This is a genomic window from Roseomonas sp. 18066, assembly GCF_902706185.1.
GTDB lineage: Bacteria > Pseudomonadota > Alphaproteobacteria > Acetobacterales > Acetobacteraceae > Pseudoroseomonas.
Window position 1 is genome coordinate 22,813 of record NZ_CACSJM010000011.1, and the last position, 25,595, is coordinate 48,407.

25 protein-coding genes and 1 riboswitch are annotated in these 25,595 nt (G+C 71.5%); of the genes, 8 read left to right on the forward strand and 17 right to left on the reverse strand.

What is annotated here, in order from left to right; all coding sequences use genetic code 11:
* Nucleotides 1–4: 4 nt before the first annotated feature.
* Nucleotides 5–946 carry a methylenetetrahydrofolate reductase [NAD(P)H] gene (gene metF, locus GVN67_RS03910; RefSeq protein WP_159993079.1) on the forward strand — a complete coding sequence of 314 codons (942 nt, stop codon included), beginning with the start codon at nt 5–7 and terminating at the stop codon, nt 944–946.
* On the opposite strand, the gene GVN67_RS03915 is transcribed toward metF, so the two are convergent.
* The 9 genes from GVN67_RS03915 to nikA form a co-directional block, all read right to left on the reverse strand.
* Nucleotides 924–1,355 (reverse strand): pseudoazurin, encoded by a 432-nt coding sequence (locus GVN67_RS03915; RefSeq protein WP_159993000.1) that lies wholly within the window; start codon nt 1,353–1,355, stop codon nt 924–926. The genes metF and GVN67_RS03915 overlap by 23 nt on opposite strands.
* A 12-nt stretch (nt 1,356–1,367) precedes the next feature.
* Nucleotides 1,368–2,132 carry an ABC transporter ATP-binding protein gene (locus GVN67_RS03920; protein WP_159993002.1) on the reverse strand — a complete coding sequence of 255 codons (765 nt, stop codon included), beginning with the start codon at nt 2,130–2,132 and terminating at the stop codon, nt 1,368–1,370.
* Nucleotides 2,129–3,187: an iron ABC transporter permease gene (locus GVN67_RS03925; protein ID WP_235034939.1), complete on the reverse strand. Its 1,059-nt coding sequence runs from the start codon at nt 3,185–3,187 to the stop codon at nt 2,129–2,131. The genes GVN67_RS03920 and GVN67_RS03925 overlap by 4 nt, the downstream gene beginning before the upstream one ends.
* Entirely contained in the window at nt 3,184–4,218 is a 1,035-nt protein-coding gene (locus GVN67_RS03930) for an ABC transporter substrate-binding protein (RefSeq protein ID WP_159993004.1), read from the reverse strand. Before GVN67_RS03930 ends, GVN67_RS03925 begins: the two co-directional genes overlap by 4 nt.
* 31 nt (nt 4,219–4,249) lie before the next feature.
* Nucleotides 4,250–4,449: riboswitch (cobalamin riboswitch) on the reverse strand.
* Complete coding sequence (locus GVN67_RS03935) at nt 4,444–5,235, reverse strand: ABC transporter ATP-binding protein (protein WP_159993006.1); 792 nt, start codon at nt 5,233–5,235, stop codon at nt 4,444–4,446. It overlaps the preceding riboswitch by 6 nt.
* Complete coding sequence (locus GVN67_RS03940) at nt 5,232–5,993, reverse strand: ATP-binding cassette domain-containing protein (RefSeq protein ID WP_159993009.1); 762 nt, start codon at nt 5,991–5,993, stop codon at nt 5,232–5,234. Before GVN67_RS03940 ends, GVN67_RS03935 begins: the two co-directional genes overlap by 4 nt.
* On the reverse strand, nt 5,990–6,805 hold the full coding sequence (nikC, locus tag GVN67_RS03945) for a nickel ABC transporter permease subunit NikC (RefSeq protein WP_159993011.1): 816 nt from the start codon (nt 6,803–6,805) through the stop codon (nt 5,990–5,992). Before nikC ends, GVN67_RS03940 begins: the two co-directional genes overlap by 4 nt.
* Complete coding sequence (gene nikB / locus GVN67_RS03950; RefSeq protein ID WP_159993013.1) at nt 6,802–7,740, reverse strand: nickel ABC transporter permease subunit NikB; 939 nt, start codon at nt 7,738–7,740, stop codon at nt 6,802–6,804. The genes nikC and nikB overlap by 4 nt, the downstream gene beginning before the upstream one ends.
* Nucleotides 7,741–7,744: 4 nt before the next feature.
* The gene (nikA, locus tag GVN67_RS03955; RefSeq protein ID WP_159993015.1) at nt 7,745–9,337 is read right to left on the reverse strand and encodes a nickel ABC transporter substrate-binding protein; all 1,593 of its coding nucleotides are present in this window, start codon (nt 9,335–9,337) and stop codon (nt 7,745–7,747) included.
* A gap of 102 nt (nt 9,338–9,439) precedes the next feature.
* Between nikA and nikR the strand changes: the two genes are divergently transcribed.
* Entirely contained in the window at nt 9,440–9,871 is a 432-nt protein-coding gene (gene nikR / locus GVN67_RS03960) for a nickel-responsive transcriptional regulator NikR (RefSeq protein ID WP_159993017.1), read from the forward strand.
* Between the two features lie 9 nt (nt 9,872–9,880).
* Here nikR and GVN67_RS03965 read toward each other — a convergent pair whose 3' ends face one another.
* From GVN67_RS03965 to GVN67_RS03975, 3 genes are all read right to left on the reverse strand, one after another.
* On the reverse strand, nt 9,881–12,394 hold the full coding sequence (locus GVN67_RS03965) for a diguanylate cyclase (RefSeq protein ID WP_159993019.1): 2,514 nt from the start codon (nt 12,392–12,394) through the stop codon (nt 9,881–9,883).
* A 121-nt stretch (nt 12,395–12,515) separates the two neighbouring features.
* Nucleotides 12,516–13,013 carry a VOC family protein gene (locus tag GVN67_RS03970; protein WP_159993021.1) on the reverse strand — a complete coding sequence of 166 codons (498 nt, stop codon included), beginning with the start codon at nt 13,011–13,013 and terminating at the stop codon, nt 12,516–12,518.
* Nucleotides 13,006–13,434 (reverse strand): VOC family protein, encoded by a 429-nt coding sequence (locus tag GVN67_RS03975; protein WP_159993023.1) that lies wholly within the window; start codon nt 13,432–13,434, stop codon nt 13,006–13,008. Before GVN67_RS03975 ends, GVN67_RS03970 begins: the two co-directional genes overlap by 8 nt.
* 62 nt (nt 13,435–13,496) lie before the next feature.
* Between GVN67_RS03975 and GVN67_RS03980 the strand changes: the two genes are divergently transcribed.
* Nucleotides 13,497–14,201 carry a helix-turn-helix domain-containing protein gene (locus tag GVN67_RS03980; RefSeq protein ID WP_159993025.1) on the forward strand — a complete coding sequence of 235 codons (705 nt, stop codon included), beginning with the start codon at nt 13,497–13,499 and terminating at the stop codon, nt 14,199–14,201.
* A gap of 63 nt (nt 14,202–14,264) precedes the next feature.
* Entirely contained in the window at nt 14,265–14,705 is a 441-nt protein-coding gene (locus GVN67_RS03985; RefSeq protein WP_159993027.1) for a VOC family protein, read from the forward strand.
* A 25-nt stretch (nt 14,706–14,730) separates the two neighbouring features.
* Here the strand turns inward: GVN67_RS03985 and eutC are convergent, their stop codons facing one another.
* Nucleotides 14,731–15,507, reverse strand: coding sequence for an ethanolamine ammonia-lyase subunit EutC (gene eutC, locus GVN67_RS03990; protein ID WP_159993029.1), 777 nt, complete (start codon nt 15,505–15,507; stop codon nt 14,731–14,733).
* 106 nt (nt 15,508–15,613) lie between these two features.
* Here eutC and GVN67_RS03995 point away from each other — a divergent pair, with 106 nt between their 5' ends.
* Nucleotides 15,614–16,477 carry an alpha/beta fold hydrolase gene (locus GVN67_RS03995; protein WP_159993031.1) on the forward strand — a complete coding sequence of 288 codons (864 nt, stop codon included), beginning with the start codon at nt 15,614–15,616 and terminating at the stop codon, nt 16,475–16,477.
* On the opposite strand, the gene GVN67_RS04000 is transcribed toward GVN67_RS03995, so the two are convergent.
* Both GVN67_RS04000 and GVN67_RS04005 read right to left on the reverse strand, forming a co-directional pair.
* On the reverse strand, nt 16,474–17,943 hold the full coding sequence (locus GVN67_RS04000) for a chlorohydrolase family protein (protein WP_159993033.1): 1,470 nt from the start codon (nt 17,941–17,943) through the stop codon (nt 16,474–16,476). The genes GVN67_RS03995 and GVN67_RS04000 overlap by 4 nt on opposite strands.
* Nucleotides 17,940–19,151 (reverse strand): amidohydrolase family protein, encoded by a 1,212-nt coding sequence (locus GVN67_RS04005; protein WP_159993035.1) that lies wholly within the window; start codon nt 19,149–19,151, stop codon nt 17,940–17,942. The genes GVN67_RS04000 and GVN67_RS04005 overlap by 4 nt, the downstream gene beginning before the upstream one ends.
* A gap of 119 nt (nt 19,152–19,270) precedes the next feature.
* On the opposite strand from GVN67_RS04005, the gene GVN67_RS04010 reads away from it, so the two are divergent.
* Both GVN67_RS04010 and GVN67_RS04015 read left to right on the forward strand, forming a co-directional pair.
* On the forward strand, nt 19,271–20,002 hold the full coding sequence (locus GVN67_RS04010; protein ID WP_159993037.1) for a GntR family transcriptional regulator: 732 nt from the start codon (nt 19,271–19,273) through the stop codon (nt 20,000–20,002).
* Nucleotides 19,999–20,652 (forward strand): flavin reductase family protein, encoded by a 654-nt coding sequence (locus GVN67_RS04015; protein ID WP_159993039.1) that lies wholly within the window; start codon nt 19,999–20,001, stop codon nt 20,650–20,652. Before GVN67_RS04010 ends, GVN67_RS04015 begins: the two co-directional genes overlap by 4 nt.
* A gap of 10 nt (nt 20,653–20,662) precedes the next feature.
* Here GVN67_RS04015 and GVN67_RS04020 read toward each other — a convergent pair whose 3' ends face one another.
* A complete protein-coding gene (locus GVN67_RS04020) occupies nt 20,663–21,571 on the reverse strand; it encodes a LysR family transcriptional regulator (RefSeq protein WP_159993041.1) in 909 nt (302 codons plus the stop codon).
* Between the two features lie 113 nt (nt 21,572–21,684).
* On the opposite strand from GVN67_RS04020, the gene GVN67_RS04025 reads away from it, so the two are divergent.
* Nucleotides 21,685–22,848, forward strand: a complete 1,164-nt coding sequence (locus tag GVN67_RS04025) for a mandelate racemase/muconate lactonizing enzyme family protein (RefSeq protein WP_159993043.1) — start codon at nt 21,685–21,687, stop codon at nt 22,846–22,848.
* On the opposite strand, the gene GVN67_RS04030 is transcribed toward GVN67_RS04025, so the two are convergent.
* Nucleotides 22,845–25,187 (reverse strand): penicillin acylase family protein, encoded by a 2,343-nt coding sequence (locus GVN67_RS04030; protein WP_159993045.1) that lies wholly within the window; start codon nt 25,185–25,187, stop codon nt 22,845–22,847. The two genes, GVN67_RS04025 and GVN67_RS04030, sit on opposite strands and share 4 nt — an antisense overlap.
* Nucleotides 25,188–25,595: the final 408 nt, after the last annotated feature.

Below are 25,595 nucleotides of genomic sequence, written 5' to 3' on the forward strand. Positions count from 1 at the left end.
GAACATGACCCGGGTGACGCCGGTGCTGCAGCGCTGGCTGGCGGGCGAGCGCTTCGCCCCGCTACCGGCGCGCGACGTGGCGCAGCCGGCGCCGCTGCTCTCCTTCGAATTCTTCCCGCCGCGCAGCGAGGCTTTGGACCAGCAGCTCTGGTCCTGCATCGAGCGGCTGGCGCCGCTGCGGCCGCGCTTCGTCTCGGTGACCTATGGCGCCGGCGGCACGACGCAGGGCCGCACCCATGCGACGGTCGCCCGCCTGGCGCGCGACACGGACCTGATCCCCGCCGCGCACCTGACCTGCGTCGGCGCGACACGGGACGAGATCGACGAGGTCGCCCGCGGCTATTGGGCGGCCGGCGTGCGCCACATCGTCGCGCTGCGCGGCGACGCGCCGCCGGGTGCCGATTATGCGCCGCATCCCGGCGGCTATGCCTATGCCAGCGACCTGGTCGCCGGGCTCAGGCGGATCGGCGATTTCGAGATCTCGGTCGCCGCCTATCCGGAAGTGCATCCGACGGCGGCGAGCCCCGAGGCCGATCTCGACAACCTGAAGCGCAAGCTGGATGCCGGCGCGACGCGGGCCATCACCCAGTATTTCTTCGACACCGGCACCTATCTACGCTTCCTCGACCGGTGCCTGGCGGCCGGCATCACCGCGCCGATCGTGCCGGGGATCATGCCGGTCTCCAACTTCGCCCAGGCAGCGAAATTCTCGGCCCTGTGCGGCACCAGCGTGCCGCGCTGGCTGGCCGAGATGTTCGAAGGCACCGAGGATGCGCCGGAAATCCGCCGCATCGTCGCCAGCATCGTCGCCGCCGAGCAGGTGCGCACCCTGCAGGCCAATAGCATCGACGAGTTCCATTTTTATACGTTGAACCGGCCGGAGCTGACCTTGGCCATCGCGCACATTCTGGGCGTGCGCGCGCCTAGCGGGCCTCCGCCCGGGTGATGATTTCCGAGAACCGCTGACGCACGCGGGGCGGAAGGCTTTCGGGGACGGCGGCGGCCGAGGGCCTTTCCGTCCCCACCTGCACCAGCATCACCATGCCCATGGCGTAATGCGGGATGCATTGGATGCCGTAGAAGCCGGGCGTGGTGAAGGTGACCTCGATCTCCTCGTTGATGCGGCCACGCACCGTCGCCGCCCCCTCCGGCCAGAAGGACGCGATGGTCGCGGCGTTGTGCGAGACATGCGTCGCGATGAACTTCACCCGGTCGCCCGGCTTGATCTGCAGGTAGTCGGGCTCGTAGACCATGCCGCCGGTGTCATTGCGGTTCAGCATGCGGACCTCATGCACCTCGGCCATCGCCGGGCGGGCCAGCAGCATCGCCACGCCCAGCGCTATCATCAGTCGCATCCGTTCAAGCCTCTAAGCCAAGGGTTGAAAACGCAGGATCCGACTGCCATCGGCCGGATCGGTGAGGAAGCTGGCGCGCACGCCGAAGACGTCGCGCAGCAGATCGGGCGTCAGGATCGCTTCCGGCGCGCCCAGCGCCACCAGCCTGCCGCGATGCATGACGCCCAGCCGGTCGCAGCCCATCGCCTGGTTCAGGTCGTGCAGCGCGATCACCGTGGTGACGCCGAGCCCCGCCACCAGCCCGAGGATCCCCAGCTGGTGGTGGATATCCAGGTGGTTGGTCGGCTCGTCCAGCAGCAGGATGCGCGGCTGCTGCGCCAGCGCGCGGGCGATATGCACCCGCTGCCGCTCGCCGCCCGACAGCGTGATCCAGTCGCGCGCTGACCGGTCGGCCATCTCGACGACGTCGAGGGCGCGGCGGACGATGGCGTCGTCCTCGGCACCCCAGGGCCGCAGCACCGACAGGAACGGCGTGCGGCCGAGCTCCACCGCATCGCGCACGGTGATGCGGTCGGCGGTTTCCGCCTGCTGCTCGACCAGCGCCAGCACCTGCGCCACCTCGCGCCGGCGGATTTCCGCCAGGGGCCGACCATCGAGCAGGACACGGCCGGCGCTCGGCGCCAGCACCCCGGCCAGCATGCGCAGCAGCGTCGATTTGCCGGAACCGTTCGGGCCGATCAAGCCGAGCCGCTCGCCGGGCTCGACGCGCAGCACGACATCGCGGACAATCTCCAGGCCGCGGGTCGACCAGGACAGGCCCTCTGCCTCGAGCCTCATCGGGCCGGCCTCCGCCGCACCAGGATCAGCGCGAAGACCGGGGCGCCGACCAAAGCGGTGACCACGCCGATCGGCAGCACCTGCCCCGGCACGGCGATGCGCGAGACGACATCGGCGCCGATCAGGAACAGCGCGCCGATCAGCGCCGAGGCCGGCACCAGCCGCACATGCCGCACGCCGACCAGGAAGCGCGCCGCATGCGGCACCACCAGGCCGACGAAGCCGACGGAGCCGACGATGCTGACCATCACCGCCGTTGCCAGGGCGGCGGCCAGGATCAGCAAGGCCTGCACCCGCTTCACCGGCACGCCCAGCGACAAGGCGGAGTCCGACCCGAAGGTGAAGGCGTCCAAAGCCCGCGCCTGCCACAGGCAGACCAGCGTCACGGCCAGCGCCACCGGCACCGCCGCGCCGACATTGTCCCAGCGCGCGCCGCTGAGGTTGCCGAGCAGCCAGAACATGATGCCGCGCGCCTGCTCGGCGCTGGCCGAGCGGGTGATGATGAAGGCGGTCAGCGCGTTGAACAGCTGCGAGCCGGCGATGCCCGCCAGCACGATCTGTCCCGCCGCCCGCGGCCCGGCGCCGCCCCCCGAGGCCCGCGCCAGCAGCGCCACCAGCAGGAAGGCCGACAAGGCCCCGCCGAGCGCCCCGGCGGACAAGGAGACCGCCCCCGCCCCGATCCCGGCGACCGTGACCAGCACCGCCCCGGTCGAAGCACCCGCAGAAATCCCCAGCAGATAGGGTTCCGCCAAAGCGTTGCGCAGCAGCGACTGCAGGATGACGCCGGACACCGCCAGCGACGCCCCGCAGCAGGCCGCGATGATCGCCCGCGTCAGCCGGTAGTTCCAGATGATGCCCTGGTCGATCCGATCCAGCGGATAACCCGCGCCAAAAATCTTGTTGGCCAGCGTCTGCCAGACGCTGGCCACCGGGATGGCGGTCTCGCCGATGCAGATGCCGGCCAGGATGGCGCCGGCCAGCACCAGCGCGATCCAGCCGGCATGCAGGACGAAGCGGGCCGCCAGCCTCGTCAGCGGTCCCGCGACTGAGTTCACTGCCGCAGCTTGGCCATGGCCTCGGTCAGCGCCTCCAGCCCGCCGACCAGGCGGATGGTGGCCTGCATGGCATGGGCGTCGATGATGACGATGCGGCCTTCGCGCACCGCGGTCATCTCGCGCGTCACCGGGTCGGCGCGCAGGAAGGCCAGCTTCTTCTCGACATCGTCGGCGGGGAAGCGGCGGCGGTCCATGCGGGCGATGACGAGGACCGAAGGATTGGCGCGGGCGATGCTTTCCCAGCCGACCGTCGGCCATTCCTCGTCCGACTGCACGACGTTGCGCAGGCCGAGCGTGCGCATCATGTAGCCCGGGATGCCCTTCTGGCCGGCCATATAGGGGTCGAGGTCGAGATCGGCGCTGGAGAACCAGAAGGCGGCGGAAGCATCCGTCAGCTTCAGCGCCTCGGCCCGCGCCACCGCCGCGGCCTCGCGGGCGCGGAGATCGGCGACCAGCTTCGCACCCGCCGCCTGGCGGTCGAAGACGGCGGCCAGCTGCTCGATGCCCTTGTAGATGGTCGCCGTGGTGAAGGGCGCGGTGCGGGTGCCGTCGGCGCCGACCAGGTTGTTCTTGCCCTCGCAGTCGGAGGGCATGATGTAGGTCGGAACCCCGAGCTCATGGAATTGCGGCCGGGTGCCGACGACGCCCTGGGCGCCGATCATCCATTCGAACTGGGTGGCGACCAGGCCCGGCCGCTTGTTGATCACCGATTCGAAGCTGGGCGCGTTGTTGTCCAGCCGCGGCACGCGGTCGTTCTGCGCGGCGAATTCGGGCAGCACCGCGTTGAACCACAGCGAGGTGCCGGCCATGTTCTCGCCGACGCCCAGCGCATAGAGCGTCTCGGTCGCCGCCTGGCCGATGGTCACCACGTTGCGCGGCGCCGCTGGGAAGGTCAGCGTCTGGCCGCAATTTTCCACGGTCAGCGGATAGGCGGTGGATTGCGCGGCGGCCGGCAGCGCGGCCAGCAGGCCAGCGCCCAGCAATGCGGAAAGGAAAGCGCCGCGACGCGCGCGGCCCTGCGGATAACGCATCAAAAAATCCTCCCCGGACACCCCGCCGGATGGGTCGTTGCACGATGCCGGCAGGTCTCCTGACTGGCGGGTCATCGCCCTTCCCCGACCTTCCCGGGATCACTCCCAGTGGCGTCTTCGGAGAAAGGCTCGCCGCCTACAGTTGCGGGGGCAGTTCCGGTTCAGGCGCGTCGCCGTGCCTGACGGATTCCCTTTTGATTCCTTTCGGAAACCGGCGCTGGCTGTCTAGCCGACCGCGCGGCGGGCCGGCAAGCGCGGCCTGGGCATCTCCGGCAGGATGGCGTCGCGCAGCGCCTGCAGCACCGGCGGCAGCGGGCCGGGGCCGAAGGGGCTCTCTACTTCGACGGGGCGGCGGTCCTGCATGACATAGGACCGGTCGGCGAAGCCCCGCAGCAGCCGCAGGTCATGGGTGACGAACAGGAAGGCCATGCCGTGCTGGGCGCGCAGGCGCTTCAGCAGGGCCATGATCTTGGCCTGGGTCTCCAGGTCCAGGCTGTTCACCGCCTCGTCCAGCACCACCAGCCGCGGCCTTGTCGCCAGCGCGCGGGCGATGCAGAGGCGCTGCAGCTGGCCGCCGCTCATCCGATGGGCGGGGCGGTCGAGCAGTTCCGCGGGTAGGTCGACCTCGGCCAGAAGGGCCGCGACGCGGTCGCGGCTGGCCTCGCCTTGGACGGTGAGCGGCTCGGCCACGACCTCATAGCCGGTGAAGCGCGGGCTGGTGGCGGCCTGGGGGTCCTGGAAGACGGCCTGGATGGCGCGGCGGGTCTCCGGCGCCATGCGGCCGCGGGGGTCGGTCAGGGGGGCGCCGTCGAAGGTGATGGCGCCGGCATCGGGCCGTTCCAGCCCCAGCACCAGCCGGCCCAGCGTGCTCTTGCCCGAGCCGGTGGGGCCGAGCAGCGCCACGCATTCGCCGGCGCCGATGGACAGCGTCGCCCCCTGCAGCACCGGATGCCGGCGGCTGCGCGAAAAAATCCCGCCCTGGCGATAGGCGTGATGGACGCCTTCCAGCTGCATCATGCGTAGAGCGCCCGATGCGCGGCGACCAGCGCCTGGGCACGGGGATGCGCCGGGTCCTCGAACAGGTTTCGGGCGGATTGCAGCTCGACGATGCGACCCTGGTCCATCACCGCCACCGTGTCGGCCAGGCGGGCGATGACGGACAGGTCGTGGGTGACCAGCAGCAGCCCGATGCCGCGGCGCTGCACCAGCGTCTCCAGCAGGTCGAGCAGCCGCGCCTGCACCACCAGGTCGAGATCGGTCGTCGGCTCGTCGGCCAGCAGAAAGAAAGGATCGCGCGCCAAGGCGAGGGCCAGCATCACCCGCTGCAGCATGCCGCCGCTGAGCTGGGAGGGGTAGAGCGGCGCGATCTCCCCCGGCCGCTCGAAGCCGACCTCGGCCAGCAGCGCCTGCATTTTTTCCCGCGCCGGGGCGCCGCGCAGCCCGTCGCAGGCGAAGGTCTCGAAAAAATGCCGGCCGATGGTCACCAGCGGGTTGAAGCCGCCGCGCGGCGCCTGCTGCACCAGCCCGACCATGCGGCCGCGCAGCGTCGCGGGCTCGACCGGCTCGCTGTCCAGCGCCACCAGCCCGGCGACGCGCCTGACCCCCGGCGGCAGCAGGTCGAGGATGGCCAGCGTCGTCAGGCTCTTGCCGCCGCCGCTGGTGCCGACCAGGCCGAGCACCTTCCCCCGCCGCAAGGTCAGGCTGACATCGCGCACCAGGGCATGCTCGCCGTCATGCAGGTGCAGGGCGAGCAGCGAGAGGGAGCGCGGGCTCAATGGAGGTGGTCCGGCATGCCGGGGTCCAGCCGGTCGCGCAAAGCGTCGCCCAGCAGGTTGCAGCCTAGCACGGTCAGCAGGATGGCGGCGCCGGGCAGCAGCACCAGCAGCGGAGCGCTGCGGAAGAACGGCCGGGCGTCGTTGATCATGATGCCCCATTCGGCCGCCGGCGGCGCCAGGCCGAGGCCCAGGAAGGAAAGCCCCGCCACATGCAGCAGCCAATGCCCGAGATCGAGGCTGGCCAGCACCGCCAGCGGCCCGGCCAGCGCCGGCAGCAGATGCCGCCGCGCGATGGCCAGGCGCGACAGGCCGGCGATGCGGGCGGCGGCGATATGGTCGCGCTGCCGCAGCGAGAGCGTCACGCCGCGCACCAGCCGCGCATACCAGGCCCAGTGCGACAGCGCGATGGCGACGACCACGTTGGTGATGCCGGTGCCCAGCGCGCCGATCATGAACAGCGCCAGCACCAGGGTCGGCACGGTCATGAAGGCGTCGCAGATGCGCATAAGCACGGCATCCACCACGCCGCCCGCCAGCCCCGCCACCATCCCCACCGAGCAGCCGAAGGTCAGCACCAGCACCAGGATCATCGCGACGGCGCCGAAGGAGGCCCGCGCCCCCCAGATGATTCGAGAAAGCATGTCGCGGCCGAGATGGTCGGTGCCCAGCCAATGCCCGGCCGAGGGCGGCTGCAGCCGGCTGGCGAGCTCGGTGAGCGTCGGGTCGTAGGGCGCGATCCAGGGGGCGAAAGCCGCGGCCAGCAGCAGCAGGGCGACCAGCCCCGCCGCGGCCGGGATGACGTATTTCTTCACGCCGCGCCCTCCAGCCGGATGCGCGGGTCCAGCCAGGCATAGGCGATGTCGACCACCAGGTTGCACAGCACGAAGATCGTCGTCATCGCCAGCACAAAACCCTGCAGCACCGGATAGTCGCGGTTGGCGATGGCCAGCAGCGCATAGCGGCCGAGGCCGGGCCAGCCGAAGACGCTTTCCACCACCATGGCGCCGCCCATCAGCTCGCCCAGATGCAGGCCGATGGCGGTCAGCGGCGGCAGCAGCGCGTTCAGCATGACATGCCGCCCGATCAGCGTCCGCCGCGGCAGGCCGCGGGCGCGGGCGAAGCGCAGATGCGGCTCGCCCAGCACGCCGAGCACCGAGGCGCGCACCAGCCGCAGCATGACGCAGGCCGACATGGTGGCGGTGGCCAGTGCCGGCAGGATGATGCTCGCAAATCCGTCGCGGCCGATCGCCGGCAGCCAGCCCAGCGTCACCGCGAAGACCAGCACGAACAAGAACCCCAGCCAGAAGTTCGGCAGCGAGACGCCGAGGAAGGCGATGGCCCGCGTCAGGTGGTCCGGCCAGCGGTCGCGGTGCAGCGCCGCCCAGAGGCCGAGCGGCACGCCGAAAGCGATGGTCACCAGCATCGCCGTCCCCGCCAGCTGCAGGGTCGCCGGCAGGTAATGCGTGATTTCCTCCAGCACCGGACGGCGGGTGAACCAGGATTCTCCCAGATTGCCGCGCAGCGCCTCGGCCAGCCAGGCGAGATACTGCGCCGGGATGGCGCGATCCAACCCAAGCTCGGCCCGCGCCAGGGCCAGCGCCGCATCGGTCGGCGGGATCTGCGCCAGCCGCAGATAGTCCAGCGCCGGATCGCCGCGCCCGAGGCGCAGCATGGCGAAGAAGCCGAAGGAGACAAGCAGCAGCAGCGGCAGCAGGCTGGCCAGCCGCCGCAGGGCGAAACGCAGCATCGGGTCAGCCCTGGCCGATCAGCGCGAAGGGGATTTCTGTCTGAGTCGCGCCGAAGGGCACCTTTCCCAGCTCCCGCCGGTGCACGACCTTGTTGGTCAGGAAGGAGACTGGGAAATACACCGCCTGCTCGTGCAGCGTGGTCAGCAGCCAGCGATATTCCGCAGCCCGCACCGCCTCCTCGGTGCTGGCCAGCACGCCGGTGATGCGACGGTCGATCTCTTCCTTCATCGGCAACCCGCGCTGCGCCTGGTAGTCGGCATGGGCCGGCGCCCGCATCGAGCCCATGAAGGCATGCGGGTCATAGGGCGCGCCCCAGCTGTCGCCGAAGATCATGCCGAACTCGCCGGACCGCTGGCGGCCGTCATAGGTGCCGGCATCCTCGCCGATCAACTTTCCGTCGATGCCGATGCGGGCGAGGTCGCCCTGGATCGCCTCGGCCAGCGCCTTCTGCAGCGCGTCGCTGCCGGTGAAGCACAGGTCGAGGGCAAGCGCCTTGCCGTCACGCTGCCGGATGCGGCCGCCAGCGGGCAGGCGCCAGCCCGCCGCCTCCAGCCGGGCGATGGCCGCCGGCCGGTCGAAGCCGGGGGCGCGCAGGCCGAGGCCCGTATACGGAAAATTCTCGGCGAAGAGGGTTTCCGCCGCCGGCTCGGTGTCGAGCAGGACGTGCTTGACCAGCGCCGCGCGGTCGATGCCCTGGGCGATGGCCTGGCGCACCGCCAGCTCCTCGGTCGGAAACCGGGAAGCATTCACCGCCAGCAGCCGCGTGCCGATCGGCGGCGAGATCGCGGTGGTGAAGCGCCGGTCCGCCGCGAACCGGCGGAAGGTGTCGCCGTCGAGCTGGTCGGTGCCATAGGTCAGGTCGATCTCGCCGGCCTCCAGCGCCAGCGCCCGGGCATTGCTGTCACCGACGACGCGCACCAGCACTTCTTCCAGCGCCGGCTTCGGCCCCCAGTGATGCGGGTTGCGGCGGAACAGGTCGTGCTGGCCGCGGATGGTCTCGGCCAGCATCCAGGGGCCGGTGCCGATCGGCGCCGCCAGGCTGCCATCCGGGCGCAGCGCCGCCGGCGAGGCGAAGCGCAATGGCCGCGGCAAGGCGAGCTCCAGCAGCGTCGGGTAGTAGCCGCCCTTCAGCCGCAGCCGGACGGTGGAAGGGTCGAGCGCCTCGACGCCCTCGATCCGCTCGACCAGGGCCAGCCAGGCATGGCGCGGGCGGTTGCGCAGCACCGCCTCGATGTTGGCCACCACCGCGGCGGCATCGAAGGCGGTGCCGTCGGCGAAGCGCACCCCCGGCCGCAGCGCGAAGCGCCAGCTCCGGCCATCCGGTTCCAGCGCCCAGGCGGTCGCCAAAGCGGGGGCGATGCCGCCCCCCTCGACATAGCGGACCAGAGGCTCGTAGAGCATGGACTGGGCGTACATCTGGTTGGGCGAATAGAGATGCGGATGCAGCGGCCCGGCATTGCTGGGCCAGGAGAAGGTCAGCCGCCGCCTGCCCGCCTGAGCCTGGGCCTGAGCCTGAGCCTGAGCCTGGGCTTGTACGCTTCCGGCGGTCGGCGCCGCCAAAGCGGGCAGGGCTTGCAGCAGGCGACGACGCAGCATCCGGCTTTTCCTCGGGATCGGCCCTGAAGCCCGGGCGGCCGGTATGCTAAATTGGAAGAAACATCATATCAACCGGTGGAATGCCGGCCGCGGAGATCCCGGATGCAGCGCATCACCATCACCCTGGACGAGGCGCTGCTGCAGGAAGTCGATGCGCTGGGCATCCAGGAAGGCCGGGGCGGCAACCGCTCGGAAACCATCCGCGACCTGATCCGCGCCGGGCTGCGCCAGGCAGCGCCCCCGCCCGAGGGGCCCTGCGCCGCCGCCATCGCCTATGTCTACGACCACCACCGGCGCGACCTGCCGGAGCGGCTGACCAATGCCTTCCACGACCATCACGACCTGTCGGTGGCGACGATGCATGTGCATCTCGACCACCACAACTGCCTGGAGGTCGCGGTGCTGAAAGGCGACGGCGCCGAGATCCGCCGCTTCGCCGAGGCCGTCACCGGCCAGCGCGGCGTCCGCCATGGCAGCCTGCTGGTGGTGGCGCCGCAGGCCGGCGACGCCCACCACCACCATCACGACGAGTAAGCGCCCGGCTCACACCGCCGCCAGCTTGCGCCGTTCTTCCATGTGGTCGACCACCAGCGCGGCGAAGGCGGCCAGCAGCCGCTCCTGCGCCGGGGTCAGCGGCGGGCGCGGCTGGCTGTCGATGATGCAGAGCGCGCCCAGGCGCTGGCCGCCCTCCGGGCTGATCAGCGGCGCGGCGGCGTAGAAGCGCAGATGCAGCGCGCCGGTGACCAGCGGATTGCCGGCGAAGCGCCAGTCGGCCGCGGCATTCGGCACGGTGAAGGTGGCGCCCTCGCCGGCGATGGTATGGGCGCAGAAGGAATCGGCGCGCGGCGTGCCGTCGCAGTCCAGCCCGACGCGGGAGACGAAGTCCTGCCGGTCCTGCCCGACCAGCGAGACCACCGCCGTCGGCGTGCCGAAGCAGCGCGCCGCCAGCGCGGTGATGCGGTCCAGGTCGACATCGGCCGGGCCGATGCCGGCGGCCTCGTAGCGGCGCAGCACGGCCAGCCGCGCCGCCTCGTCGGGCAGCGCCGGCGGCGGCGGCGGGGCGGGCGGCACGGTCTCGGTGGTCTCGACCCGGTTGCGGCCCTGGCGCTTGGCGACATAGAGCGCGCCATCGGCGGCGGCGACCAGCGCCTCCGGCCCCGGCACGCCCTCCGCTTCCGGCTGCGGCCAGGCGGTGGCGACGCCGATCGAGACGGTGACGACGCCGAAAGGCGGGCTCTTCTCATGCGGGATGGCCAGGGCCTGGATGGCGGCGCGCGCGCGCCCGGCCAGCAGCAGCGCTTCCGGCGCCTCGCTGCCGGCCAGCAGCAGCACCATCTCCTCGCCGCCATAGCGCGCGGTCAGGTCGCCGGGGCGGCGCGCCTGGGCGGCCAGCGCCTGGGCCACGGCGCGCAAGGTCGCATCGCCCTGCTGGTGGCCGTAATGGTCGTTGTAGAGCTTGAAGCGGTCGACATCGAGCAGCAGCAGCGACACCGGCAGCGCCTCGCGCGCGCAGCGGCGCCATTCGCGCGCCAGCGCCTCGTCGAAGCCGCGGCGGTTGGCGATGCCGGTCAGCCCGTCGGTGCGGGCCAGCGCCTCCAGCTGGCGCTCCTCCGCCTTGCGGGCGGTGACGTCGCGCATCACCACGATGGTGCCGCCGATGGCGCCGGTCGCGGCATCGCGGGTGGCGCGCAGCGCGGCCTCGATCCAGACCTCGCCGCCGCCATGGCGCAGCCGGTGGCTGACCCGCAGCTCCTCGACCAGGCCGAGCCGCAGCGGCTCGATGGCGGCGGTGACCATGGCGAGGTCCCCGGGATGCACCTGCTCCATCACCGCGCTCCCGGCCAGCGCCTCCGGCGCCGCGCCGAACAGCCGCTGCGAGGCGGGGGAGACATAGCGAAAGCAGCCATTGGCGCCGACGCGGGCCACCAGGTCGGAGGAATTCTCGGCCAGCAGGCGGAACTCGGCCTCGCGTTCCGACAGCCGCCGCTCGGCCTCCTGGCGCTGGCCGGCCTGGCCGACCAGCCGCAGCCCAAGCAGCGCCAGCAGGGTCGAGAGCAGCCCGGCGACGCCCAGCCGCCAGACCGCCTCGCGCTTCCACAGCTCCAGCGCCGCCTCCCGCCCGACCGAGACGGTCATCACCAGCGGCAGCCGCTCGCCGCGCTGGAAGGCGGTGATGCGGGCGACCTGGTCGATCGGCGAGAACTGCTCGAAGGCGCCGCTGTCGGCGCGGGGCAGGCGATGGCGGAACAGCTCGGCATGGGCGAAGCTGCTGCCGGTCAGCCGCGGGTCGAAGGGGTGGCGCGCCAGCAGGATGCCGTCGGCGCGCAGCAGGCCGATGGCGCTGCCGGCACCGAGCTCGAAGCGGGCGAAGTTGCGCGACAGCGACTCGGAGTCGATCGAGGCCAGGATGACGCCGGCGAAGCTGCCATCGGCATTCTGCAGCCGCCGGGTCAGGGTGACGATCCAGAGGTTGCGCCAGTGGCTGAGCACCGGCAGGCCGAGATAGCGGCCGCTACCGGGGATGTCGCGGTGGTGGCGGAAATAGTCGCGGTCGACGACGCTGATCTCGCGCGGCAGGTCGCTGAGCGAGCTGGCGACCCAATGCCCCTGCGCGTCATAGACGAAGAAATTGGCGCCCGAGGCCAGGCCCAGCGCATGGCCGGCCAGCAGCTGGTGCAGCCGCTCCCGCGCGATGGCGCCGGTGCCGTCATTGGCCAGCCGCTCGGCGAGGTCGAGCAGCACGATGTCGGTCAGCTCGAAGCTGTCCTCGGTGTGCTGCATCAGCGAGCGGGCCAGGTTGGTGGCGCTGACCTCGACGGCGCGCAGCTTGACGCGGCGGTCGGACCAGATGTGCCAGCCTTCCAGCCCGATCAGCGCGGCGCAGCCGAACAGCGCCAGCAGCGCCGCCCCCCCGGTCAGGCCGCGGCCCGGCCGTGGCGGGCCCTGCGCGCGGCGGGCGCGGCGGCGGCGCCAGGCAAGGAAGCGCAACCGCCACGGGCGCGCCAGGCCGCGCAGCGTCACCGCCCGGCCGCCCCGCCTGGCCGGCGCCCGCAGCATTCTGGCCTTGCCCGTCCCGTCCGGCATCCGCCCTGCATCGTCCCCCATCCGTGGCCCCCCAACGGGGCCCCGGCGGAGTGAAGCGCAGAAGGGTGTAGAGACGCTTAGCGGGGCGTGCCCCTCACCCCCGGAACGCCGCCTCCAGCACGGCGATCTCCACCTTCACCATCGGCATCAGCGCGGCGACCACGCGGTCGCGCTGGGCTGTGCTGCCCTCGGTCAGCCAGCGCGGCAGCGCCGCCGGCATCACCTGCCAGGACAGGCCGAAGCGGTCGACCAGCCAGCCGCAGCGGGTCGGGCTGCCGCCCTCGCCCAGCACCGCCCAGGCCTGGTCCAGCGCCGCCTGGTCTTCCGCGTAGAAGATCAGCGAGGCGGCGGGCGACAGGCTGTAGAAAGGCCCGCCGTTCAACGCCAGGAAGGGCTGCCCGTCGAGGGTGAAGCTCGCCGTCAGCACGCTGCCCTCGGCGCCCGCGGGCAGGCCCGGGCCGCAGAGCACGACCGGCCCGAGCGCCGCGGGCCGGCCGAGGCGGTGGAAGGCCTCGACATAGAAGCGCGCCGCCGCCTCGCCCTGGCCGTCGAACCAGAGGCAGGTGACCAGCCCTGCCGGCGCCTCAGCCATGGCCGCCGCCCATCGCCGCCTTGGCCGCCTCCAGGTCCATCCACATGATTTCCCAGATGTGGCCGTCGGGATCTTCGTAGCTGCGGCCGAACATGAAGCCGTAATCCTGCACCGGCGTCGGATCGGCGCTGCCGCCGGCGGCGACCGCCTTCGCGACCTGGTCGTCGACCTCGGCGCGGCTGTCGGCGGAGAGGCACAGCAGCACCTCGGCCGAGGTCTTGGCGTCGACGATCGTCTTCGCGGTGAACTGGCGGAACTTGTCGTGGGTCAGCAGCATGGCGTGGATGGTCTCGGAGAAGACCATGCAGGCCGCGGTGTCGTCGCTGAATTGCGGGTTCTTCACCGCGCCGATCGCTTCGTAGAAAGAAACCGACGTCGCCAGGTCGGTCACCGGCAGGTTCACGAAAATCAGCCTGGCCATGACGCGCGCTCCCTTTGCTGTGCCTGGACGCAGGCTGCCAAGAGTGGTTAGTCTTTGCAACCATGAAGTCAGAAAAACTTACTGACGCTTCCGCGAGGCCGCGCGGCCGCTGGTACCAGGATGCCTGCGCCACCGCCCATGCCATGGAGCTGCTGGGCGAGCGCTGGTCGCTGCTGGTGATGCGCGAGCTGTTCTTCGGCCCGAAGCGTTTTTCCGAATTGCGGGCCGGACTGCCCGGGCTGAGCGCCACCGTGCTGACCCAGCGGCTGGAGGGGCTGGAGGCGGCCGGGGTGGTCCGCCGTATCCGCATGCCGCCGCCGGTCTCGGCGCAGCTCTATGCCCTGACCGACTGGGGGCTGGAGAGCGCGCCGATCTTCCAGGCGCTGGGCCGCTGGGCGGCGCGCTCGCCCGCGCACGACCCGACGCTCGCCTTCAGCGCGTCCTCGCTGATGCTGTCGCTGGGCGCGATGTTCTCGCCCGCGCTGGCGGGGGAGCTCGCGGCGCGGATCGGCTTCCGCCTCGGCCATGAAGAATTTCTGGTCACCATTGGTGACGGGGCGATCGCTGCGCGGAAAACGCCGTTCGAGGATGCCGACCTCATCCTGGAAGGCCCCCCGCGCCTGCTGGCCGCGGCGATCTATGGCGGCCAGCCTTGGGCAGCGCTGGAGGCGACGGGCGAGGTGCGGCTGGCCGGCGACCGGGCGCTCGCCGACCGCCTCGCCAGGCTTTTCCCCCTGCCGGAAAAAGCGCCGCAAACTTTCCTTTAGGCCGCCGAGCGGCTAGTCAGCCGGCCGTCCGAACTACCTCGGCCTGCACAGGATCTTTGCGACATGCGTCCGTTCCACCTGGCCTTCCCCGTCTCCGACCTGGAGGCCACCCGCCACTTCTACGCCGAGGTCATGGGCTGCGCGATCGGCCGCGAGAGCCCGGGCAAGTGGATCGACTTCGACCTCTATGGCCACCAGATGTCGGCCCACCTGCTGCCCGACGCGCCGCGCGCCCCGGCCCGCGGCGGCGTCGACGGCGATGCCGTGCCGATCCCGCATTTCGGCGTGGTGCTGGACATGCCGGCCTGGCGCGCGTTGGCCGCCCGGCTCGAGGCCGAGCCCTCCACCGTTTGGTGCCTGAAGCCGAAGATCCGCTTCGAAGGCCAGCCGGGCGAGCAGGCGACGCTGTTCGTCTTCGACCCCGCCGGCAATGCGCTGGAATTCAAGGGCTTCAACGACGACAGCGCGATCTTCGCGGCGCAGCCGGCGCTGGCCGCCGTCTGAGCCCGACCGCCGGCGGCCCGCGAGATCAGGGCGCCGGCAGCCCGGCCGGCGGGGCCTCGAGCGCCGCCGGCTGGTCGTCCTTCAGCGCGACGCCGGTCAGCCGGCGGTGCCGCGCCTCGGTCATCAGCCAGGCCAGCTTGGACGACGCCGCCGCATAGGACAGCCCGCCCGAGAGGTGGATGTTGGAGATGCAGTTGCGCGCCGAATCGCGCAGCCCCGGCTTCGGCGCCCAGGTCAGGTAGACGCCCAAGGAGTCCGCCACCGACAGGCCCGGCCGCTCGCCGATCAGCATCACCGCCAGATCGGCGCCCAGCGCGCCGCCGATCTCGTCGCTGAGCGCCACCCGCGCGCCCGTCGCCACCACCACCGGCCCCAGCTTCCAGCCCGGCAACCGCGCCAGCGTGGCCTCCCAGAGCGGCACCGCATGGCGCTGCACGGCGGTGGCCGACAGCCCGTCGGCGATGATGAAGACCGCATCCCATCGCCCTGGCGTCAGCGAGGCGCGACTGTCCTCGGCCAGCAGCCGGCCCAGATCGGGGCGGCGCAGATAGAGGCTCCGCTCCACCGCCTGGCTCTGCACCAGGTGGTGCGGTGTGTCGCCCAGCCCGGCCAGGATGCCCGGAATATCGAGCGGCGTGTGCACCGCGTCCCGCGCCTTGGCATGCGCCAGCTGGAAGTCGAGCACCGCCTGCAGCGGCGGCGCGTCGCCGGCGCGGCCCAGGCCGATGCGGGCCGGCGTCGCCTGGCGCAGCCGCGACCAGGGGTCGGGGCGCGGGTCGTCCAGGGTTTCCGTCGGTGCCATCGCGCGCTCCACCAGCCCAGCCAGGCCGCCAGCTTGCCGCAGGCGTCTTGCCGAGGCCAGGGGTCAGGGCCAGGATCGCGCCCCGGACCAGCCAGAGGGCCTTGCCATGTTCGCCAGCATCCGCGGCACGAAGATCTATTTCGACATCGAGGGGCCGGGGCTGGTGCCCGATGGCCCGGTGATGCGCGAGCGGCCGGTGGCCTTCATCCTGCATGGCGGCCCGGGCGGCGACCATAGCGGCTTCAAGCCGTCCTTCTCGCCGCTGGCGCAGCGGATGCAGCTTGTCTATGTCGACCATCGCGGCCAGGGGCGCTCGCAGAAGGGCGACCCGGAAGGCTACACGCTGGACGAGAATGTCGAGGACCTGGAGGCGCTGCGCCAGTATCTCGGGGTGGAGAAGTTTGTTTCAATGGGCACCAGCTATGGCGGCATGGTGTCGATGGCGCATGCGGCGCGCTATCCGGACAGCGTCTCGCATCTGGTCGCCATCGTCACCGCGGCGCATGGCGGCTTCATGCAGGCGGCGCAGAAGATCATCGCCGAGCGCGGCACGCCCGAGCAGCAGCGGGTCTGCGGCATGCTGTGGGACGGCACGCTGGATACGGTCGAGAAGCTGAAGCACTACTACGCGGTGATGGGCCCGCTCTATTCGGTGAGCGCGCAGGACCCGGCCGCCGGCGCCGATGCCCGCGCCCGCACCCTGCACGAGCCCGCCGCCCTCAACCGCGCCTTCCGCCCCGACGGCTTTCTGCGCGACTACGACATCCGCGCGGAGCTGAAAGCCATCACGGCGAAGACGCTGATCCTGGCCGGGCGGCATGACTGGATCTGCCCGCCGGAATTCTCGGAGGAAATCCACCGGCTGATCCCGGGCAGCGAATTGCGCATCTTCGAGCGCAGCAGCCACTCGATCCGCGCCGACGAGCCCGAGGCCCTGCTCGACGCCATCAAGGGCTTCCTGGTGTATTAGACCCGCGGATAGCTGCTGGAAAAAATCTCGGCCACCGGCGGGTGGCCGAGGGTGCGCTGCGGATAGCGCGCCACCAGCCGGTCGAACTGGGCCTGGGCGCGGGCGGCATCGGCCAGCTCGTCGACACCGGGGATGACGCGGTCGCGCATCACCCATTGGCCGTCGATCATCACGTCGCGCACGTCGCGGCCTTGCCCCGCCACCATCAGCGTCTGCACCGGATCGATCACCTGGCCATGTTGCGGCCGGCCGAGCTCGACCACGATCAGGTCGGCCTTGGCCCCCGGCTGCAGCCGGCCGAGATCGCCGCGTCCCAGTGCGGTCGCGCCGCCCAGCGTGGCCGCGTCCAGCATGTCTTCCGACCGGCAGGCGGCGGGCGAGCCTTCGGCGATGCGCGCCAGCATCAGCCCGAGCTGCATGTTGAGAAAAAAGTCGGGCGGCGCGGTGTCGGTGCCGAGGCCGATCGTGATGCCCAGGCCGCGCAGCTTCGGAAACGACCGCAGCATGCTGCCGCCGCGCGCCATCACCAGCGGGCAATGCACGATGCTGGCGCCCGACTGCGCGATGATTGCCAGGTCGCGGCCGGGGCGGGCGATGCCGGGGCTGTCATTGGTCCAGACGCCATGCGGCAGCAGCACGCCGGGGCGCAGGAAGCCCAGGCTGTCCAGCCATTCCGGCGGCGTCATCCCGCGCAGCCGCAGCACGGTCTGGTATTCCAGCAGGCTCTGGCAGCAATGCAGCCGCACCGGCACGCCGAGCTCGCGCCCCGCATCGGCGGTGCGGCGCAGCAGCGCGGGCGTGCAGGTCTCGATCCGGTCGGGGGACAGCATGGCCGAAACCAGCCCGCCGCTCCGCCCGGAATGGTCGCGGCAGAAGCGGAGGGCGTTTTCCAGTTCGGCCAAGCCGCGGGCCTCGTCGAAATATTCGCCGATGGCGCCGGCCTCGTCGACCAGCAGATGGCCGGTCCGGTAGGCGGGGCCCAGCCAGACGCGCAGCCCGAGCGACATCGCCGCATCGGCCGCCGCCTCTAACTCTTCGACCGTCTCGCCCCATTCGCGATAAAACAGGGAAGAAATCGGCAGGGCCGAGGTGACGCCGTTGCGGATCAATTGCGCGAAGGCATGCTTCTTCTGAAAGGCCAGATCACCGGAAGAAAGCATCTCGACCGGGCCGGCATCCTGGTAGCTGCGCGGCCAGACCCGGCCCTTGCGCCAGCCCGGCTGGTTGTCCAGCGCCAGGATGGTGGTGTCGAGGTCGGCCAGGGCGTCCAGGTCGATGAAGCCCGGCGCGATCAGCGCATCGCCGGCATCGAAGCGGGCCTGCACCTCGCCGGGGAAATGGCGGCCGGCGAAGATGACGCGGTCGCCTTCCACCACCAGCTCGCCGTCGCGCAGCAGCTGGTGGCGGCCCTCGGCATGGCCCAGCACCCAGCGGGCGGTCAGCAGGGTGCGCGGGCCGGCGCTCATGGGGCGTCGACCAGGGCCCGGCCGGCGCGGGCGACGATGCGGCCGCGCTTGACCACCAGCCGGCGCTCGGGGCGGTTGACCACGGCTTCCGCCAGGGTCTCGGCATCGACCAGCAGAAGATCGGCCTGGCAGCCCTCGGCGACGCCGTAATCGGCCAACCGCATGGTGGCGGCGCCGCCGGTGGTGCAGACGGCCAGCGCCAGCTCCACCTCGGGGTCGGTGCGGAAATTGTTGCGCAGGCCGAGCAGCATGGCGCGCTCCAGCATGTCGCCATTGCCATAGGGGCCCCAGCTGTCGCGGATGCCGTCATTGCCGGCGCAGAGGCGGATGCCGCGCGCCGTCAGCTTGGCCACCGGCGGCACCGGCCGGCTGGCCGAGCCGGTCGACATGATGGCGATGTCCAGCGCCGCGATTTCTTCCAAAAGCCCGTCGACCATGGCGGTGTCGGGGTCGCCCAGGCAGAAGGCGTGGCTGATCACCACCTGGCCCTGCATGCCCAGCGCGCGGGTCCGCTCGAAGATCAGCTCCATGCTGAAGGCGCCGAGCAGCGCTGCCTCGTGCAGATGGATGTCGACCGGCTTGCCGAAGCGCTGGGCCAGGTCGAAGACGGCATCCAGATGCCCCTTCGGGTCGCGGTCGATGCCGCAGGGGTCGAGGCCGCCGACCACGTCGCTGCCCAGCTTCATGGCTTCTTCCATGAGCTCGAGCGTGCCGGGGCGCACCAGCAGGCCGGATTGCGGGAAGGCGACGATCTCGACATCCATGGCGTCGCGGTAGCGCTCGCGGGTGGCCAGCAGCCCCTCGATCCCGGCCAGGCCCACGCTGGTGTCGACATCGACATGGGTGCGGATATGCGTCGAGCCCTTGGCCAGCGACTGCACCAGCTGGCGGGCCGATTGCCGCGCCGGGTCGATGCCCATCTCCTGGCGGATGCGGCGCTCATTGTCGATCTTGTCGATCAGCCGCGGCCCGGCGCTGTTCGGCACCCAGCGCATGCCCCAGAGCGTCTTGTCCAGATGGGTATGCGCCTCGACCAGGCCGGGCAGCAGCAGCGCGTCCCAGCCATCCTCGACGTGGACGCCCTCGGGGGGCGCCTGGTCGGGGGCGATGCGGGCGATGCGGCCGCCGCGGATCAGCACGTCGGTGCTGGCCCCGCCCATCGGGCGGACGGTCTTCAGCAGCAGATCCTGGGGGGATGCAGGGGACATCGCCGGCTCCATCGCGAAAAATGTTCAACAATCTGGCGCAGTATTGTATGCAATCGCTGGTGCCGGCAATGGCTGATCTTGCCTGCACCCCCCGCCTGCCGCCATGGTCCGCGCCCTTCATGACCGAACCCGACCCCAAGTCTCCCCCGCGCGCCGCCGCGATCCACCAGGCCCTGCGCCAGGCGATCCTGGAGCAGGCGCTGGCCCCCGGCGCCAAGCTGCCGGAAGACCTGATCGCCAGCCAGTTCGGCGTCAGCCGGACCCTGGTGCGCGAGGCGCTGGGCCGGCTGGCCGCCGAGGGCCTGGTCGAGCTGCGCCACAACCGCGGCGCCAGCGTCGCCGCCCCCAGCCTCGCCGAGGCGCGCGACGTCTTCGCCATCCGCCGCGCCATGGAGCTGCTGGCGGTCGACGCGCTCTGCGGCCGGCTGGAGCCGGCGCAGGCGGCGCGGCTGGAAGCGCATGTCGAGGCCGAGGCGGCGGCCCAGGCCACCAGCGGCCCGACCTCGATCCGGCTGGCCGGCGAATTCCACCTGCTGCTGGCGGAGCTGACCGGCAATGCCCTGCTGCAGCGCTATGTCGCGGAGCTCGCCTCGCGCTGCTCGCTGATCCTCTCCCTCTATGGCCGGCCTCATTCGGCCGACTGCGCCGTCGAGGAGCATCGCGCGCTGATCGCCGCACTCCGCGCGGGCGACGCCCCCGCCTGCCGCGCCCTGATGGACCACCACCTGGCGGCGGTGATGGGCCGCGCGCTGCTGCCGCCGAAGCCCGGCGACATGCGCGCGGTCCTGGCCCGCTATGCCGGCACCCCCGCCCCTTCCCCGCCGCGCCGCGCAAAGGCCCGATCCGCATGACCGATGTTGCCAGCTTCGACTTCGCCCAGCTCACCCCGCGCGAGCGCTACAAGATCCTGATCGGCACGGTGGTGCCGCGGCCGATCGCGCTGGTCACCACCGCCAGCCCCGAGGGCCGCGCCAATGCCGCGCCCTTCAGCTTCTTCAACTGCCTGTCGGCCGATCCGGCGATCGTGGCGCTGGGCGTCGAGGTCAAGGCCGATGGCGCGCCGAAGGACACCGGCCGCAACATCCGCGCCACCGGCTGCTTCACCGTCAACATCGTCTCCGACGCGCTGGTCGAGGCCATGAACATCTGCGCCGTGCCCTTCGGCCCCGAGGTGGACGAGCTGGAGCGCGCGGGCCTGGCCATCGTCGCCGGCACCGCGATCAGCGCCCCGCGCATCGCCCTGGCCCCGGCGGCGCTGGAATGCCGGCTGCATTCCTTCCTCGACATCGGCAGCTCGCGCGAGATCATCCTGGGCCAGGTGGTGCATGCGCATATCCGGGCGGATGCGGTGAATGCCCAGCTGCATATCGACCCGAAGCTGATCGACGCGGTCGGCCGCATGGGCGGGCATGGCTATGCCTCGACGCGCGACTATTTCGACCTGCCGACCATGAGCCTCGCTGGCTTCGACAGCGACGAGCCACAAGCGCGGCTCCGCTGAGGCGGATCTTCTAGGCCGGGGCCTTCGCCCTGTCCCAGAAGGCCTCGGCCGCCGCGGATTGCCGGCGGCGCGGGCGGAACAGGCGGATTTCCACCGGTATGGCGAAGCCCGCCCCGGCCTCGACCAGCCGGCCGGCGGCCAGGTCCTCGGCGACCATGCTGCGCGGCAGCCAGGCCAGGCCCTGGCCCTGCCGCGCCAGGGTCTGCAGCGCGGCGGCCAGCGGCGCCGTCACCACCGTCTCCATGGCGATGCCCCGGCCGGCGAGCGCCGCCTCGAGGATGCGGCCGAGGCCGGAGGCGGCGCTATAGGCCAGCGCCCGCGCCGGCGCCGCGGCGCTGCCCGGCAGCGACCAGCGCGGCCTGCCCGCGGCATCGGGCGCCACCACCGGCAGCAGCAGGTCCTGCCCCACCACGATGCTGGCGAAGTCGCCGGGCGGCAGCCGGGCCGAGCCCTCGCCCTGCGCATGGGCCAGCAGGAAATCGGCATCGCCGGCCGCGAAAAGCCGCTCGCAGGCGGCCATGCTGTCGGAGACCAGGTTCAGCGGCCCGAGCATCGGCAGGCCGGGCGCCGGCAGCGGGAACAGGCCGCGCATCCAGCCGGGGAAGAAGGTGAAGGACAGCGCATGGGTGGCGGCGATGGACAGCGCCGCGCCCTCCCGCCCCGCCGCCTTCAGCGCGGCGCGGCGGGCGGCATGGATGTCGCGCACCAGGGCGACGGCCTGGTCGCGCAGCGCCTGGCCGGCGGCGTTCAGCTGCAGGCCCTGCGGCGCGCGCAGCACCAGCGGCGTGCCGATCCAGGCTTCCAGCGCCTGGATGCGGCGGCTGAAGGCCGGCTGGGTGACATGGCGCGCCGCGGCGGCCCGGGAGAAGTTCCGGTGCTCGGCCAGGGCCAGGAAATCCTCGAGCCAGGTCAGTTCCATCGGGCGTGATGCCGGATCGGCATGGAGTCCTCGTCAAACGGCATTGGATGCAGGGCTGGAAGCCAGGCTAATCGGGCCTCTGTCCGAAAACCAGCCCAGAAAGAAAATGCCGGATGCGCATCGTCGATGTCCGCGAGATCACCCAGCCGATCGCCTCGCCGATCCGCAACGCCTATATCGACTTCTCCAAGATGACGACCAGCCTGGTCGCCGTGGTCACCGATGTCATCCGCGACGGCCGCCCGGTGGTGGGCTACGGCTTCAACTCGAATGGCCGCTATGGCCAGGGCGGGCTGATCCGCGAGCGGTTCCGCGACCGCATCCTGGAGGCCGACCCCGCCAGCCTGCGCGACGAGGCCCGCGACAACATCGACCCGGCGAAGGTCTGGGCGGCGATGATGACCAACGAGAAGCCGGGCGGGCATGGCGAGCGCTCGGTCGCCGTCGGCACCGTCGACATGGCGGTCTGGGACGCGGTCGCCAAGATCGAGGGCAAGCCGCTGTTCCGCCTGCTGGCGGAGCGGCATGGCCGGCAGGCCGATCCGCGCGTCTTCGTCTATGCCGCCGGCGGCTACTACTATCCCGGCAAGGACAATGGCGCGCTGCGTGGCGAGATGCGCAGCTATCTCGACCGTGGCTACAACGTGGTCAAGATGAAGATCGGCGGCGCCTCGCTGTCCGAGGATTGCGCCCGCATCGAGGCGGTGCTGGCCGAGCTCGACGGGCGCGCGCAGCTGGCCGTCGACGCCAATGGCCGCTTCGACCTGGAGACCGCCATCGCCTATGCCAAGGCGCTGCGGCAATTCCCGCTGTTCTGGTACGAGGAGGCGGGCGACCCGCTGGACTATGCGCTGCAGGCGGCGCTGGCCGAATTCTACCCCGGCGCCATGGCCACCGGCGAGAACCTGTTCTCGCACCAGGATGCGCGCAACCTGCTGCGCTATGGCGGCATGCGCCCCGATCGCGACTGGCTGCAATTCGACTGCGCGCTGTCCTATGGCCTGGTCGAATATCTGCGCACCCTGGCGGTGCTGCAGCAGCAGGGCTGGTCGCCGCGCCGCTGCATCCCGCATGGCGGGCACCAGATGTCGCTGATGATCGCGGCCGGCCTCGGCCTCGGCGGCAATGAAAGCTACCCCGACCTGTTCCAGCCCTATGGCGGCTTCCCCGACGGCGTCCGCGTCGAGGAAGGCCATGTCACCATGCCGGAGCTGCCCGGCATCGGCTTCGAGGGCAAGTCGGACCTGATCGGGGTGATGCGCGAGCTCGCTTCCTAAGGCGTCAGCGCCTGGCGATGGCTGGCCTGCGCTTCGATCGCGGGCCAGTCATAGAGCATCGGCACCATCGCGCAGCCCGACCAGGCCTCGTTCTGGTTGTCGTAGAAGGGGCTGCCCGGCTGGCCGGAGGCGCCGTGGAACACCGCCCAGCGGCAATTCTCCCAGGCCCCGACATCGAAGACATAGCGGGCCAGCGCCCCATAGGCGGCGCGCGGCCCGGCGCTGCAGAGCAGCCCATTGGCCTGCACCGTGTCGTTGTCGCCGCCGACCGGGCGTGACGGCGGATCGAGCAGCCTCGCCGCCGCCGGGAATTTTTCCGACAGGGGATGGACGAAGCGCGGCTGGTGCACCTCGCCCCAGGGTGTCCGGGCGACCACCTCGGGGGCTGCGGCGGCTTCCACCAGCGCCTCCTGCAGCAGGGAATTCCAATCGCTGCCGCCAGTGAAAGAAACATCGTCGCGGCGCAGCAGGTCGGGCAGCGTCCACCACAGCTGGTTCTGCGGCACCACCCCCGGCGCCACCGCGGTCCAGGGATGCCGCGCGACATCGAGCAGCCCGCTGCGCTCGGCCAGTTTCCGGGTCGCCGCGCGGCGCAGCGCGACATAGGCGGTGGGCAGCGGGCTGCCGGCGCGCATGTCGCCGTCCCACTCGGCCAGCGCCTTGCGCAGCGCCGCGGCGGCGGGGTCGGCGGGTTCCGCCAGCGCGCGCAGCCGGTCGCTCAGCAGCAGCGCATTGGGCGACAGCGTGTCGGCATGGAGCGCCGCCGCATCCTCCGGGCGGAAGCCGGGCATGGCGCGCAGCCGCTCCAGGATACGCGACGCGCGATAGGGCGGGTGGCAGTCGGTGCAGAGATAGTCGGGATGGTCGTCGGCGACGACCCGGTTGTTGGCGGTGACGATCAGCCCCTCGGGCGGGTCGATGACCTGGGGCATTTCCTCATGCGCGATCCAGCCCTGCCAGTCATTGGCCGGATCCCAGCCGGGCAGCGGCAGCCAGCCATGCGCCGCGGTCCGCCGCGGCACCCGGGCGCGCACCAGATGGCCGATCTGGCCCTGGGTGTCGGCGGCGACCAGGTTGTGGTCGATCAGCCCCCAGCCGCGCGTCGCCTCGTAGAGCTCGGCCACCGTCCTGGCCCGGGTCATCCGCGGCAGGCAATCGAAGGAAAGATCGGCCTCGGCGAATTGCACCGAGCGCAGCGCCAGCGCGGTGCCGCTGGCAGGGTCGCCGGCGATCACCGGGCCATGGATGGTCTCGACGATCTCGAAGTCGCGCTCGGCAGAGTCGCGCACCTTGATGCTGTCGCGACGCCGGGTGACGGGGGCGTGTCCCGCGCCATGCTGCGTGGCGGTGCCGTCCTCGGAGAACTTCTCCAGGAACAGGTCGTGGATGTCCATGAAGGCATGGGTGACGCAATAGGCGACGCTGCCGTTATGGGCGAAATGCGGGAAGCCCGGCACGCCCGGCACGGTCAGCCCCACCATGTCGAATTCGTCGCAGGCGACATGGTGCTGCGCATACATGTTGGGGATTTCGAAGACGCGGTGCGGGTCGCCGGCCAGCACCGGCCGCCCGGTGCCGCTGCGGCCCGGCCCCACCGCCCAGTTGTTGCTGCCGCCGGCGGTCTCGTCGCCCGGGCCCTCGCGGCCGAGCGACTCGAGCAGGGTGCGGATCGCCGGCGCCAGCGCCTCCAGGTCGGCCTGCTGCCGCGCGGCATCCGTCCCCGGCGGGATGGTCAGCAGATCGCGGCCGCCATCGTCGTAGCGCAGTTTCCCCACATTCTCCGCCCCGACCACCGGCAGGGCGGCGGCGCGCCACAGCTTGAACCAGACCGAGCCCATCAGCAGCCCGAGCCGCCGCATCACCGCGATGCTGTGCCAGGCCTCCCAGGTTTCTGCCTGTTCGCCGAGCAGCCGGTATTCCACGGGCAAGGGCGCGCCGGAGGCCAGGAAACCGTTCACCCCCGCCGCATAGGCCTCCAGCATCGCCCGCGCCGCATCCCCCAGCGCGGCGAAATCGCGGCGGCAGGCGGCCTCCATGCCCAGACGCCGCGCCAGCATGTCGGAGGCCACCGCCGCCTCCCCCAGCCATTCCGCCGCCCGCCCCAGCGCCCGGCGCCGGGTCAGCTCCATCTGGAACAGCCGGTCCTGGGCATGGGCGAAGCCCAGCGCCCTCCAGGCATCCTGCGCGCCCGCGGCCTTCAGATGCGGGATGCCCCAGCCGTCGCGCAGCAGCGTCACCGGCGCGGCCAGGCCCGGCAGGGCGACCTGCCCGTCCAGCGGCGCCAGGCTGGCAGCCAACTGCTGCGACGACAGGCTTTCAGCGGAAATCTTGGGCAGCATCCCGGTCCCTCCTGGCTGCGTGTCGGTGGCCACTGGGTTTCTCCACGAAATTTTTATACGTCATTGATTTTCCGTGGAGCCATGCCCGGAATCGCTCCCAGGACACCGCCCAATGCCACCGATATCTGCCGGGAAGAGAAGTCGATCGATCGGGAATGGGCAACCCCTCCGATGGGCGACCGCGTTTCCAGGGCGCTCCCGGGGATCGACAACGGGCGTCGCGGCTCACGCCACCCGTCGCGACCTCACACCAGGATGGCCTCCACCATCCAGCCTGAGAGCGACAATCTCCCCTGCCCCATCCCGTTCGATGAACAGGCTGCCGATCGCGCCGGCGACCCTTCGGCGGCCAGCGGCACCGCCTCCGCGAGATGAGGCGCCGGCCCGTGGCGCAGCGCGGGCTGGCCG